The organism is Falsiroseomonas selenitidurans, from assembly GCF_012103215.1.
Taxonomy (GTDB): Bacteria; Pseudomonadota; Alphaproteobacteria; order Acetobacterales; family Acetobacteraceae; genus Falsiroseomonas; species Falsiroseomonas selenitidurans.
This window is the reverse complement of the sequence record NZ_JAAVNE010000038.1, coordinates 1-10961: the sequence shown is the minus strand read 5'-3', so window position 1 is coordinate 10961 and position 10961 is coordinate 1. Positions and strand designations below refer to the sequence as shown.

Annotated in this window: 13 protein-coding genes; 10 read left to right on the top strand and 3 right to left on the bottom strand. The window is 73.4% G+C overall.

Annotated elements, in window-relative coordinates; translation table 11 throughout:
- Nucleotides 1-17: 17 nt before the first annotated feature.
- The 4 genes from HEQ75_RS19745 to HEQ75_RS19730 all read left to right on the top strand — a co-directional run bounded on the left by HEQ75_RS19745 (nucleotide 18) and on the right by HEQ75_RS19730 (nucleotide 3188).
- Nucleotides 18-269: a hypothetical protein gene (locus HEQ75_RS19745; RefSeq protein WP_168033840.1), complete on the top strand. Its 252-nt coding sequence runs from the start codon at nucleotides 18-20 to the stop codon at nucleotides 267-269.
- 66 nt (nucleotides 270-335) lie between these two features.
- Nucleotides 336-833, top strand: a complete 498-nt coding sequence (locus HEQ75_RS19740) for a TspO/MBR family protein (protein ID WP_168033839.1) — start codon at nucleotides 336-338, stop codon at nucleotides 831-833.
- 140 nt (nucleotides 834-973) lie between these two features.
- A complete protein-coding gene (locus tag HEQ75_RS19735) occupies nucleotides 974-1945 on the top strand; it encodes a choice-of-anchor A family protein (protein ID WP_168033838.1) in 972 nt (323 codons plus the stop codon).
- A gap of 52 nt (nucleotides 1946-1997) precedes the next feature.
- The gene (locus HEQ75_RS19730; RefSeq protein WP_168033837.1) at nucleotides 1998-3188 is read left to right on the top strand and encodes an MFS transporter; all 1191 of its coding nucleotides are present in this window, start codon (nucleotides 1998-2000) and stop codon (nucleotides 3186-3188) included.
- A 129-nt stretch (nucleotides 3189-3317) separates the two neighbouring features.
- On the opposite strand, the gene HEQ75_RS19725 is transcribed toward HEQ75_RS19730, so the two are convergent.
- On the bottom strand, nucleotides 3318-4430 hold the full coding sequence (locus HEQ75_RS19725; protein ID WP_168033836.1) for a pyridoxal phosphate-dependent aminotransferase: 1113 nt from the start codon (nucleotides 4428-4430) through the stop codon (nucleotides 3318-3320).
- Nucleotides 4427-5713, bottom strand: a complete 1287-nt coding sequence (locus HEQ75_RS19720; protein WP_168033835.1) for a hypothetical protein — start codon at nucleotides 5711-5713, stop codon at nucleotides 4427-4429. Before HEQ75_RS19720 ends, HEQ75_RS19725 begins: the two co-directional genes overlap by 4 nt.
- Nucleotides 5714-5985: 272 nt before the next feature.
- Between HEQ75_RS19720 and HEQ75_RS19715 the strand changes: the two genes are divergently transcribed.
- Both HEQ75_RS19715 and HEQ75_RS19705 read left to right on the top strand, forming a co-directional pair.
- Nucleotides 5986-6192, top strand: coding sequence for a cold-shock protein (locus HEQ75_RS19715; RefSeq protein WP_168033834.1), 207 nt, complete (start codon nucleotides 5986-5988; stop codon nucleotides 6190-6192).
- Between the two features lie 368 nt (nucleotides 6193-6560).
- A complete protein-coding gene (locus HEQ75_RS19705) occupies nucleotides 6561-6773 on the top strand; it encodes a hypothetical protein (RefSeq protein ID WP_168033832.1) in 213 nt (70 codons plus the stop codon).
- Between the two features lie 169 nt (nucleotides 6774-6942).
- Here the strand turns inward: HEQ75_RS19705 and ilvD are convergent, their stop codons facing one another.
- Nucleotides 6943-8799, bottom strand: coding sequence for a dihydroxy-acid dehydratase (gene ilvD, locus HEQ75_RS19700; RefSeq protein WP_168033831.1), 1857 nt, complete (start codon nucleotides 8797-8799; stop codon nucleotides 6943-6945).
- 213 nt (nucleotides 8800-9012) lie between these two features.
- On the opposite strand from ilvD, the gene HEQ75_RS19695 reads away from it, so the two are divergent.
- The 4 genes from HEQ75_RS19695 to HEQ75_RS19680 all read left to right on the top strand — a co-directional run.
- Nucleotides 9013-9480 (top strand): Tat pathway signal protein, encoded by a 468-nt coding sequence (locus tag HEQ75_RS19695; RefSeq protein ID WP_235961990.1) that lies wholly within the window; start codon nucleotides 9013-9015, stop codon nucleotides 9478-9480.
- A 4-nt stretch (nucleotides 9481-9484) separates the two neighbouring features.
- Nucleotides 9485-10159: a MotA/TolQ/ExbB proton channel family protein gene (locus tag HEQ75_RS19690; protein ID WP_168033830.1), complete on the top strand. Its 675-nt coding sequence runs from the start codon at nucleotides 9485-9487 to the stop codon at nucleotides 10157-10159.
- Between the two features lie 3 nt (nucleotides 10160-10162).
- A complete protein-coding gene (locus tag HEQ75_RS19685; protein WP_168033829.1) occupies nucleotides 10163-10585 on the top strand; it encodes an ExbD/TolR family protein in 423 nt (140 codons plus the stop codon).
- A gap of 5 nt (nucleotides 10586-10590) precedes the next feature.
- The coding region (locus HEQ75_RS19680; RefSeq protein ID WP_407925900.1) for a hypothetical protein at nucleotides 10591-10961 on the top strand (371 nt) is incomplete at its 3' end.

The following is a 10961-nucleotide window of genomic DNA, read 5'->3' as shown; positions in this document are numbered from 1 at the left end:
CCGGGCAGGCGCTGTTCGTGCCGCTCGGCATCGACCGGCTCGCATGGAAGGGCCTGCGGCCGGGCGCGAAATCGGCTGCCTCCGGCCTGCGGCCGACGCTGCGCGACCTGGCGCGGCGGGGCGGTCGCATCGGCAAGCCGCAGCTGCTGCCGCGGGACCGGATCGCCGCGGCGACGCAGCCCGTCATCCCGGCCGGCGACGGGCTGCCTGGCTGGCCGGCTTCGGCAAGGGCGGGCGCCGGCTCTGGGCGACGCCGGCGGCGGGGCTGACCCTCGCCATCTTCGCCGCGGCCGCGCGCGGTGGACAGCGGCGGCGGAAGGGCCCATCTGGTGTTGATGGACTGGACCCTGATCCTCGGTGCCCTCGCCTGCCTCGCCGCCTGCTTTGTCGCTGCCTCCACCGGGGCGGTGTTCAGGCCGGGGCCGTGGTATGAGGCGCTGCGCAAACCCACCTGGAACCCGCCTAACTGGCTGTTCCCGATCGCCTGGTCGCTGCTGTACCTGATGATCGCGGCCGCCGGGTTCCTGGTGTGGCGGCAGGACGGCTTCGGCCTGCCCATGCTGGCCTGGCTGGTGCAGCTGGTGCTGAATGCCGGCTGGTCCTGGGTGTTCTTCGGCCTGCGCAAGCTGGGCTGGGCCACGGCGGAGGCGCTGGCGATGTTTGCCGCCATCCTCGCCTGCGTGTTGCTGTTCGCGCCGATCTCCCCGCTCGCCGCGTGGCTGATGGCGCCCTACCTGGTGTGGGTGGGCTTCGCCACCTTCCTCAGCTTCACCATCTGGCGCCTGAACCCCGGGCCGCAGCCGGCGATGGGGCAGGAAGCCGCCCGAGGGTGACCTGTCGGCGGGTCTGACGGCGGCCGCTGCCGGCGTCGCGCCATCTCCTTCAAGCTGCTGATTCCGCCGGACATGCCGGCGCGGCACCAATGTTGCAAAAGCCTGTCCAGGATCCATTCCGTGAGACAGGACGCCCAATCATGCCGCTGCGCCGATCCCTCCTTGCCGTCGCCGCCCTGGTCGGCTTGGCGGCGCCCGCCAATGCCGGGCCGCTTTCCGCCTTCGACATCCTGCGGCAGTTCAACGTGGTCACCACCGGGGACCTCACCACCAATTCGGACATCGAGGGCCGCAGCGTGGTCGGCGGCGACCTGACCGGCGGCGCCACCTTCTTCAACAATCCCGGCGCGGCCGCGGCCTCCGGCTTCCGGGCGCTGACGGTCTATGGCAGCGCCACGGCCGGCAATCCGCTGAACGTCAACAGTGGCGGCGGCGTCACCATCGGCGGGTCGGCGGCCGGCCTGGTCAACACCAATGGCGGCGGCGGGCGGTCCATCGGCGGCGGGCCGGACGCGCCGGCGCCGAACCCGCTGCCGGACTTCACCACCAGCTTCGTCGAACCGCTGACCGGCCTTTCCGCGCAACTGGCGGCGCTGGAGGCCAACAGCCTGCTGCCGGGCGCGGCGACGCCCGGCTTCCCGAACAACGTGCCGGTCACCGCCAGCGCCGGCGAGGGGCTGGCGGTGTTCGCCCTCACCACGGCGCAGCTTGCCTCCTTCGCCTCCTTCAGCGTGAACCTGAACGGGCGCGACGGCGCCATCTTCAACGTCACCGGCGCCAGCTACACCGGCCAGGCGAATTTCCTGAACGCCACCAGCCTGGCGCGCGACATCATCTGGAACTTCACCGAGGCCACCAGCCTGGACTTCCAGCGCCAATGGGGCGGCACGGTGCTGGCGCCGCTGGCCGTGGTGGGCAACGCCACGCCGATCGAGGGCAGCCTGTTCGCCGCCCGCTATGCCGGGCGCGGCGAGATGCACAGCCAGCCGATCCGCTTCGACCTGCCCCAGGACCCGGGCGGCGATCCGGGCACCCCGGTGCCGGAACCCGCCGGCCTGGCGCTGTTCGGCCTGGGCCTGGCCAGCCTGCGGCTGCTGCGCCGGCGCGGCTGAAGCCGAGGCCCGGCGCCGGCGTCGCCCCTGGCCCTCCACCCCGCCGCCCGCCATGCTGGAGGCCGCTTTCGCGGGGGCCGGCATGGAGACGACGGAGGATGGGCCACCGGCCCGGCTGTGGACGCCGGGCTTTGCCGGGATGCTGGTGCTGACGCTGCTCGGCTTCGCCAACCTGGCCGCCTTCTACGGGCTGGAGCCCTGGCTGCGCGGCCGCGGCCTTTCGGCCGCCGAGGCCGGCCTGGGCATCGCCGTCTTCACCCTGGTGGCGCTGCTGCTGATCCCGCCGCTCTCGGCCCGCATCACCCCGGCGACCGCCGGGCGCTGCATCGTCGCCGGCTTCGCCGTGACGCTGGTGGCCTTGCCGCTCTATGCCCTGGCCGATGGCTTCGCCGCGATCCTGGCGCTGCGGCTGTGGCATGGGCTCGGCTTCGTGCTGACGCTGGTCGGCATCATCACCGCCTTCGTCGCCCTGGTGCCGCCGAGCCGGGCGGGCGAGGCCTTCTCGCTGTTCGGGGTGGCGGACCTGCTGCCCTTCGCGCTGCTGCCGCCGATCATGGAGGCGACGCTGCCGGCCTTCGGCGGCGAGGCCAGCGGACAATACGCCGCCATGGCCGCGCTGCAGGCGCCCGCCCTGCTGCTGGCCGTGCTGATCGCCCGCCACGCGCCCGCCGCACCGGCCACCCCGGCCGAGCCCGCGATCATGCCGCAGGGGCAGCCGGTATGGCTGCTGCTGGCGGTGAACAGCGCCGCCTTCCTGGCGCATGCGCTGCTGTTCAGCCTGCTGAAGCCGCGCGCCCTGGAGCTTGGCGCGGCGCCGCTCATCGGCCTGTTCTTCGGCCTGCAGACCTTCACCATCATGGGCCTGCGGCTGCTGGCCGGCGGGTTCTTCGACCGGGTGGACCAGCGCCGGCTGGCGGCGCTGGGCACGCTGCTGGTGGTGGTGGCGCTGGCGCTGCTGGCGCTGCCGCTGCCGGGCTGGATGCTGCTGCCGGCGTCGCTGCTGTTCGGCCTCGGCTTCGGCGCCGCGCTGCCGCTGCTGAACGCGCTGATGCACCGGCATTCGCCGCCCGAGCGCCGTGGCGCCAACCTGAACCTGATGATGCTGACGCTGCAGCTGGGCTACCTGGCCGGGCCGCTGCTGGGCGGGCTGGCGGTGGGCGTGGCGGGCTATGCCGGCGCCTTCGCCCTCGCCGCGCTGTGCCTGGCGCCGGCCATCCCGGCGCTGCTGCGTCTGCCGCGATGATGCCGGGCCGGGTCAGGCGCCATCCGGGCCGGGCAGGGCCGCCGGATGGCAGGCCGCCGATGGCGCGGCGCCGCCAGGCAGGCTGCGTTCAGATGTTTCCATCTGAACGCATATCGCTCTGGGCCCGGCTCAGCCTTCGGCCAGCACCGCCTCCAGCGCCGCGGCGAAGGCCGCCATGGCTTCGGCGTCGCCGAAGGACACGCGCAGCCAGCCGGCGTAGCGGAAGCTGGTCATGGCGCGGGCCATGACGCCGCGCGCCATCAGCCGCCGATGCACCACCGTGTCCGGGATGGGCATGCGCAGCATGGCGAAATTGCCGATGCCGCCCAGCATCTCCAGCCCCAGCCGCCCGGCCAGCGCCGCCAGCCCGGCCCGCATGGCGCGGCAATGGGCCTGCGTCGCCGCGATATGCGCCAGGTCCCACACCGTCGCCCGCGCCGCTTCCAGGGCCAGCAGGTTCACGCTGTAGCTGATGCTGGTCTTGCGGACCATGGCCGCCACCGGCGGGCTGGCCGCCATCCAGCCGATGCGCAGCCCCGCCAGCCCCCACATCTTCGAGAAGCTGCGGAACACCACCAGGTTGGGGTGCTGCCGCATCAGCGCGAAGCTGTCCGGGAAGCCGGGCGCCTCGGCGAATTCGGCATAGGCCTCGTCCACCACCACGATGGCGCGGCCGTCCACCGCGGCCAGGAAGCGGGCCAGACGCGCGTGGTCCCACCAGCTGCCGGTCGGGTTGTTCGGGTTGCACAGGAACACCACGCGGGTCCGGCCTTCGATCGCGCGCAGCATCCCCACATCGTCGAAGCCATGGTCCAGCAGCGGCACCAGGCGCGGCTCGATGCCGGAGAAGCTGGCCATCCATTCATAGACGGCGAAGGTGCGGTCGGCGGTCAGGATGTTGTCGCCCGGCTCGCAGAAGGTCTTGATGACGAAGGCGATGACCTCGCTGGCGCCATTGCCGAGGATCACCTGCTCCGGCTCCAGGTCGAAATGCCGGGCCAGGGTGCGGCGCAGGTGCCAGCCATCGCCCTGCGGGTACAGCGCCGCCTCCCCCGCATCCCGGCGCGCCAGCACCGCGCGCGCCGCCGGCGGCGGGCCCAGCGGATTCTCGTTGTTGTTCAGCCGGTGCAGATGCGTCACGCCGAAGCGGCGCAGCAGCACGTCGTCCGGCGGCGCCGGCACATAGGCCTCGAAGGCCCGCACATGCGCCGGAACCAGTCGCTCCAGCGCGAAGGCCTTCATGCCCCGTCGGCCAGCAGCAGCAGGTCGCCCGCCGCGTCCGGGATCAGCGCCGCCGGCGCCAGCCCGGCCCGCATCAGCCCCTCGGCAAAGGCGGCGTGGCCCGGCTGGCCGAGGTCGAGCAGGGCGCGGATCTGCGCGAAGCCCTGGCCGCGGAACAGCGCGACATTGCGCTCCGCCACCGCGGCGGCATCGCCGGCGGCCAGCAGGGGCCGCAGCGTGACGCGCGCTGCGGCGCGGTCGGTCTCCGCCGCCATCGCGGCCCCCAGGGCCCGGGCCGGCGGCGGCGGCGCCTCGATATCCCGGCCGAGGCCGAGCCGCCGGACCATGGCGGTGACCCAGGCGGACAGCCCCGGCGAAACCCAGGCGATGCCGCCGGGGTCTTCCTCCATGGCGCGGAACAGCACCGGATGCTGGCCGCCAGCGGCGCCCGGCAGGTGGCCCACCACCTCGAAGGCCCCCGGCAGGACCTGCGCCGGCTCCAGCACCACCAGGCCCTGGGTGGCGCCGCGCGCCAGGGCGGCCAGCGCCGCCTCCAGCAGCGCCGCCGCCAGGGCCTGCCGGGCATCGCCTTCGGGCAGCAGCAGGGCCGGGCCGGACAAGGCCATCAGCCGCCGGCCGAAGGGCTGCCAGAAGATGCCGCCCACCGGCCGCCGCCGCGCATCCAGTGCCACGCGGGCGAACAAATCGCCCACCCGGCGCTGGTCCAGCACCCGCGGCGCGGTGCGGAAGGCGGGGCCGCCTTCGCCCACCGCCTCGGCCCAATCCACCAGCAGCGCCAGGGTCGCGTCATCCGGGTCCACCGGCAGACCGGCCAGCGGGCCCAGCGCCTCCGGCACGCTGGCCGACGGGGCGGGCGGGTAGCTGCGCGCCAACTCGAAGCCGAGCACCAGGCCGCCGCGCCGGGCGGGCTCGGTGGTCAGGCGGTCCGCCAGCCGCGCCGCCAAGTAGAGCCCGACATCCTCGCCATCCTCCAGGTCGCGCACGCGGCTCTGATCCAGACCGGCGAGGTCGAGTTCGGTCGAGGTGAATTCCACGTCCAGCCGCACCGCGTGGCGGCGGTCGCGCAGCGCCAGCCCGACCAGGCCGGCCTGCGGCGGCGCGGCGGCCAGCACCTCCTCCGCGATCAGCGCCAAGCGTTCGGCCAGCCGCGGCTCGATGCCGGAGGCGAGGCCGGCGCCGCGGACGAATTCGGCGCCGACGGCGGCAAAGCGCGGCCCGGGCGGCAGGCGCAGCGCCGGCTCCTCCGTGACGGGCTCCGCCGGGGCGGCGGCTCGCTGCATCATGACCACAGGCCTTCCCGTCTTCGCGCCTGGCGCGAGACTAGGCCATCCGCGGGCGCGACGGAATCACCCATGCTGCCCGGATGGCGCGAGAAAACACCGATTTGGGTTGCAGAACCGGGGTGGGGGGCGCATATGAGGCCGGTCAGCCTTGTTTGGTTCGGCCTGCTCTCCCTGCTCCGATCGAGCGCCGAGCCTGGTGTCCGTTTCCCCTCAAAGCCTGATCCGCTTGGCAATGTCGCGGAGCGGTCTTTAGTTACGAAGCGGATTCCAACATGCCGATCGGCACCGTCAAGTGGTTCAACGCGACCAAGGGCTACGGCTTCATCCAGCCGGAAGATGGCTCCAAGGACGTGTTCCTGCACATCTCCGACGTCCAGCGCTCGGGCCTGCAGGAGCCGCGCGAAGGCGACAAGCTGGAGTATGAGCTGCAGCACGGCCAGCAGGGCAAGACCTCTGCCGGCAACCTGAAGCGCGCCTGAACCGAGCGGGACGGCCTCGGCCGTCCCCATCGCCTGACCGGCGCGGGCATCCGCCCCGCCGGCCGAGCGCCCCCGGATAGGCCGGGTGCGCAACCGGCACGGCCCGCCCGCGGCGCCGCGCCTTCCAACCAGACTCCGCAGCACGGCAGCGCCGCGACTGCGCAAAGGACACAGTGCATATTTCGAACGACCGAGCCCCGACCCAGCTCAACACCAACGGGTCCATGCTGCCGGAGCAGACTTCCGGCCCCACCGCGACGCGGGAGCCCCTGGTTTCCGGCCTGACGCGGGACGAGATCCGACGGATCGTCCTCGATCTGATCGGCTGACGGGCGCGCAGCCCCCGCCCCAGCGCGAGGAGAGACGCCATGCCGCCGAAGCATCGCTACACCGTGGGCCAGCACATCGAATTCGTGCCCGGCCGCTACGATGGTTCCGCGCCCCCCGGCGCCTATACCGTCGTGCGGCAATTGCCGAATGATGCGGCCGACCGCGAATACCGCGTGAAGAACAGCCGCGACGGGCATGAGCGCATCATCCGCGAAAGCCAGATGCGCCAGTCCGCCGCCGTCTTCGGCTGATCCGCGGCCCGCCACGCCCGGCTCCCTGTGGGGAAGGACGAGGCGGGCGCGATCCTCCCGACCGACAGGATGGCCGCCGCGAGGCGATGGCCGCCTGAACCCCAGCCCCCTTCCCCCCTTCACGGCCGGGGAAGGGGGTTTCTGGCGTTGCCGCCCGACCGGCCCTGCCTCAGCCGCGCCGCAGCGTCGACAGGTCCCGCACCGCGCCCCGCGCGGCGCTGGTCGCCATCGCCGCATAGGCGCGCAACGCCGTGGAGACCTGGCGCTTGCGCGGGCTGGCGGGCTGCCAGGCGGCCTCCCCCTTCGCTTCCATCGCGGCGCGACGGCGGGCCATCTCGGCCGCCTCCACCTTCAGCTCGATCCGGCGGCCGGGGATGTCGATCTCGATGATGTCGCCATCCTCCACCAGCCCGATCGGCCCGCCTTCCGCCGCTTCCGGCGAGAGATGGCCGATCGACAGGCCGGAGGAACCGCCGGAGAAGCGGCCATCGGTGACCAGGGCGCAGACCTTTCCCAGCCCCTTCGACTTCAGGTAGCTGGTCGGGTACAGCATCTCCTGCATGCCGGGCCCGCCGCGGGGCCCTTCGTAGCGCACCACCACCACGTCGCCGGCCACCACCTTGCCGCCGAGGATGCCGTCCACCGCCGCGTCCTGGCTCTCGAACACGCGGGCCGGGCCGGTGAAGGTGAGGATGGAGGCATCGACGCCGGCGGTCTTCACGATGCAGCCCTCGGCGGCGATGTTGCCGGCCAGCACCGCCAACCCGCCATCGGCCGAGAAGGCATGGTCGGGCGACCGGATCACGCCCTTCTCACGGTCCGTGTCCAGGCTCTCCCAGCGCTCGGCCTGGCTGAAGGCCACCTGCGTCGGCACGCCGCCCGGCGCGGCCTTGAAGAATTCCAGCACGCCGTCATCGGCGGTGCGCGTCACATCCCATTGCGCCAGGGCTTCCGCCAGCGTCGGCGCGTCGACGCGGCTGACCGAGGTGTCGATCAGCCCGGCCCGATCCAGCTCGCCCAGGATGCCCATGATGCCGCCGGCGCGGTGCACGTCCTCGACATGCACATTGGCGACGGAGGGGGCGACCTTGCACAGCACCGGCACGCGGCGCGACAGGCGGTCGATGTCCGTCATGGTGAAATCGACGCCGCCCTCATGCGCCGCGGCCAGCAGGTGCAGCACCGTGTTGGTGGACCCGCCCATGGCGATGTCCAGCGTCATCGCATTCTCGAAGGCCGTGCGCGTCGCGATGTTGCGCGGCAGGACGGCGAAATCCTCCGTCTCGTAGTGCCGGCGCGTGATCTCGACGATCCGCCGCCCGGCCTCCAGGAAAAGCCGCTTGCGGTCGGCATGGGTGGCCACCACCGTGCCGTTGCCGGGCAGCGCCAGGCCCAGCGCCTCGGTCAGGCAGTTCATCGAATTGGCGGTGAACATGCCGGAGCAGGACCCGCAGGTCGGGCAGGCGGAGCGTTCGATCACCTCGACCTCGGCATCCGTCACCGTGGGGTCGGCGGCGGCGATCATGGCGTCGATCAGGTCCACGCTGCGCTTCTGGCCGCGATGCACCACCTTGCCGGCTTCCATCGGCCCGCCGGAGACGAAGATGGTCGGCACGTTCAGCCGCATCGCCGCCATCAGCATGCCCGGCGTGATCTTGTCGCAGTTGGAGATGCAGACCATGGCGTCCGCGCAATGCGCGTTGACCATGTACTCCACGCTGTCGGCGATCAGGTCGCGGGACGGCAGGCTGTAGAGCATGCCGTCATGCCCCATGGCGATGCCGTCATCCACCGCGATGGTGTTGAATTCCTTGGCGACGCCGCCGGCCGCCTCGATCTGGCGCGCCACCAGCTGGCCGAGGTCCTTCAGATGGACATGGCCGGGGACGAATTGCGTGAAGCTGTTGACCACGGCGATGATGGGCTTGCCGAAATCGCCATCCTTCATGCCGGTGGCGCGCCACAGCCCACGCGCGCCGGCCATGTTGCGGCCATGGGTGGTGGTGCGGCTGCGGTACTGGGGCATCGGGCGGGTCCTGCTGCGCGTTTCCTGCGCCGGCGCGGCATGTCGCCACGCGCGGCTTGCCGGGCCGGACGCCCGGACCCGCGCTTCTAGCGGCTTCGCGGCGCCGCGGCCAGAAGCGGGCGATGGATCGCGCCCGGACCCGGCGCGAAGCCATGTGATTGCGAGTCATTCGCAAATATGCCATGCATGCGCCGGACAGAAGGGATTTCCCGCATGGCTTTCGCGAAGCTGGCCGCCGCCGCGCTGGGCGCGATGGCGTCCGCATGGCTTGCCGCCCCCCCCGCCCGGGCCCAATCGGCAGCCCAGCCCGCGGCCCAGCCAAGCCTGCCGCTGGAGTTGAACCGGCTGGAGACGGTGGCCGGCGCCGCCGAGGGCTGCCGCGTGTGGATGGTGCTGGCCAATGACGCACCGGGGGCTGCCGCCATCGCGACCCTGCGCCTGGACCTGGTGGTGTTCGGCGCCGATGGCCAGATCGCCCGCCGCGCCGCGGTGGAACTCGCCCCGATCGGCGCCGGGCGCACCGCCGTCCGCCTGTTCGACCTCGCCGGCCTGCCCTGCGAGCGGATCGGCCGGCTGCTGGTGAACGACGTGCTGGCCTGCCGGATCGGCGGCGAGGAGGTGGCGCAATGCGCCGACCGCCTGGCCCCGTCCAGCCGCGCCGGCATCCGCTTCGGTCTGTAGCGCCATGGACCCCGCCGCCCTGCCGCCCGCGCACGACCTGTCCCCCATCGGCCTGTTCCTGGCGGCCGACTGGGTGGTGCGCGCGGTGATGCTGATGCTGGTCTTCGCCTCCGTCGCGGTCTGGGCCATGGCGCTGGACCGCGCGCTGCGCTTCCGCCGCCTGGCGCGGGACGCCCGCGCGCTGCGCCGCTTCGCCGAGGATGGCTCCCCCCCCGCGCGCGACAATGCCTGGGCCGAGGTGCTGGTCGCCGCCGAGCACGCGGCGCGGGAGGTGGCAGGCGAACCGCCGGCGGAGCGCCGCCACCACATCGCCAGCGCCGCCCGGCTGGCCGTGGTGGAACGCATCGCCGCCGCCCGGCGCGGCCTGCCGCTGCTGGCCAGCGTCGCCGCGACGGCCCCTTTCATCGGGCTGTTCGGCACGGTCTGGGGCATCATGAACGCCTTCACCGCCATCGCCCGCAGCGGCAACACCAGCCTGGCCGCCGTCGCCCCCGGCATCGCGGAGGCGCTGTTCGCCACGGCGCTCGGGCTGGTCGCGGCGATCCCGGCGGCGCTCGCCTTCAACCGCCTGTCCGCCATGCTGGGCGAGGCGCGGGGTGCGGCGCAGGGGGCGGCGGAACGGCTTTCGCGCCGCCTGGGCCTGGCCGGCGCCAGCCGCGCCCGCATGGCGGCGGAATAGCGCATGGCCTTCGGCAATCTGGAGGAAGGCGACGGCGAGGAGGACGGCGTGATGTCCGAGATCAACGTCACCCCCTTCGTCGACGTCATGCTGGTGCTGCTGATCGTCTTCATGGTGGCGGCGCCGATGATGATGGTGGGCGTGCCGGTGGACCTGCCGCGGGCGCCGCAGGCCCCGGTGGCGCAGGTGACGGAGCCGCTGGTGCTGACGCTGGACCGCCAGGGCCGCCTGTACATCGAGGAGGCGGAGGCCGATCCGGCGACGCTGGCCGCGACGCTCGCCCCCCTGGCCGCCGCCGCGCCGGACCGCCCGGTATTCGTCCGCGCCGACCGGGGCCAGGAATACGGCACGGTGATGCGCGTGCTGGCGGCCGTCGCCGCCGCTGGCTTCGGGCGGGCGTCCCTGATCGGCGAAGCGGCGCCCTGACCATGGTGAGGGAGCCTCGGGCCGTCCACCCCGCCGCCTGGGGCGTGGCGCTGGCGCTGCATGCGGGCCTCGCCCTGCTGATGCTGCGCCCGGCGCCGCTGAGCATGCCGGCCGGCAGCGGCGGGCTGGTGGTGGGGCTGTCCGGCGGCATGGCCGGCGGGGGCGGTGGCAGCCTGGACGCGGTGGCGCCCGACCCCCTGGCGCCGGCCGGCGCGCCGGATGCCGCCGCCGCCGATGCGGCGCCCGATCCATTGGCCGAGGCCCCGGCCGCCGGCACGCCGCCGCCCCCGGACCTGCCGAGCCCGCCGCCGCCCCAGGCGCTGACGCCTGCTCCACCGCCAGCGATGACGCCTCCCCCGGCCCAGGCTGTCGCCGC

Coding starts and splice junctions, on each gene's coding strand:
- HEQ75_RS19740 (WP_168033839.1), top strand. CDS start 336: ATGGACTGGACCCTGATCCTCGGTGCCCTCGCCTGCCTCGCCGCCTGC.
- HEQ75_RS19735 (WP_168033838.1), top strand. CDS start 974: ATGCCGCTGCGCCGATCCCTCCTTGCCGTCGCCGCCCTGGTCGGCTTG.
- HEQ75_RS19730 (WP_168033837.1), top strand. CDS start 1,998: ATGCTGGAGGCCGCTTTCGCGGGGGCCGGCATGGAGACGACGGAGGAT.
- HEQ75_RS19725 (WP_168033836.1), bottom strand. CDS start 4,430: ATGAAGGCCTTCGCGCTGGAGCGACTGGTTCCGGCGCATGTGCGGGCC.
- HEQ75_RS19720 (WP_168033835.1), bottom strand. CDS start 5,713: ATGATGCAGCGAGCCGCCGCCCCGGCGGAGCCCGTCACGGAGGAGCCG.
- HEQ75_RS19715 (WP_168033834.1), top strand. CDS start 5,986: ATGCCGATCGGCACCGTCAAGTGGTTCAACGCGACCAAGGGCTACGGC.
- HEQ75_RS19705 (WP_168033832.1), top strand. CDS start 6,561: ATGCCGCCGAAGCATCGCTACACCGTGGGCCAGCACATCGAATTCGTG.
- ilvD (WP_168033831.1), bottom strand. CDS start 8,799: ATGCCCCAGTACCGCAGCCGCACCACCACCCATGGCCGCAACATGGCC.
- HEQ75_RS19695 (WP_235961990.1), top strand. CDS start 9,013: ATGGCTTTCGCGAAGCTGGCCGCCGCCGCGCTGGGCGCGATGGCGTCC.
- HEQ75_RS19690 (WP_168033830.1), top strand. CDS start 9,485: ATGGACCCCGCCGCCCTGCCGCCCGCGCACGACCTGTCCCCCATCGGC.
- HEQ75_RS19685 (WP_168033829.1), top strand. CDS start 10,163: ATGGCCTTCGGCAATCTGGAGGAAGGCGACGGCGAGGAGGACGGCGTG.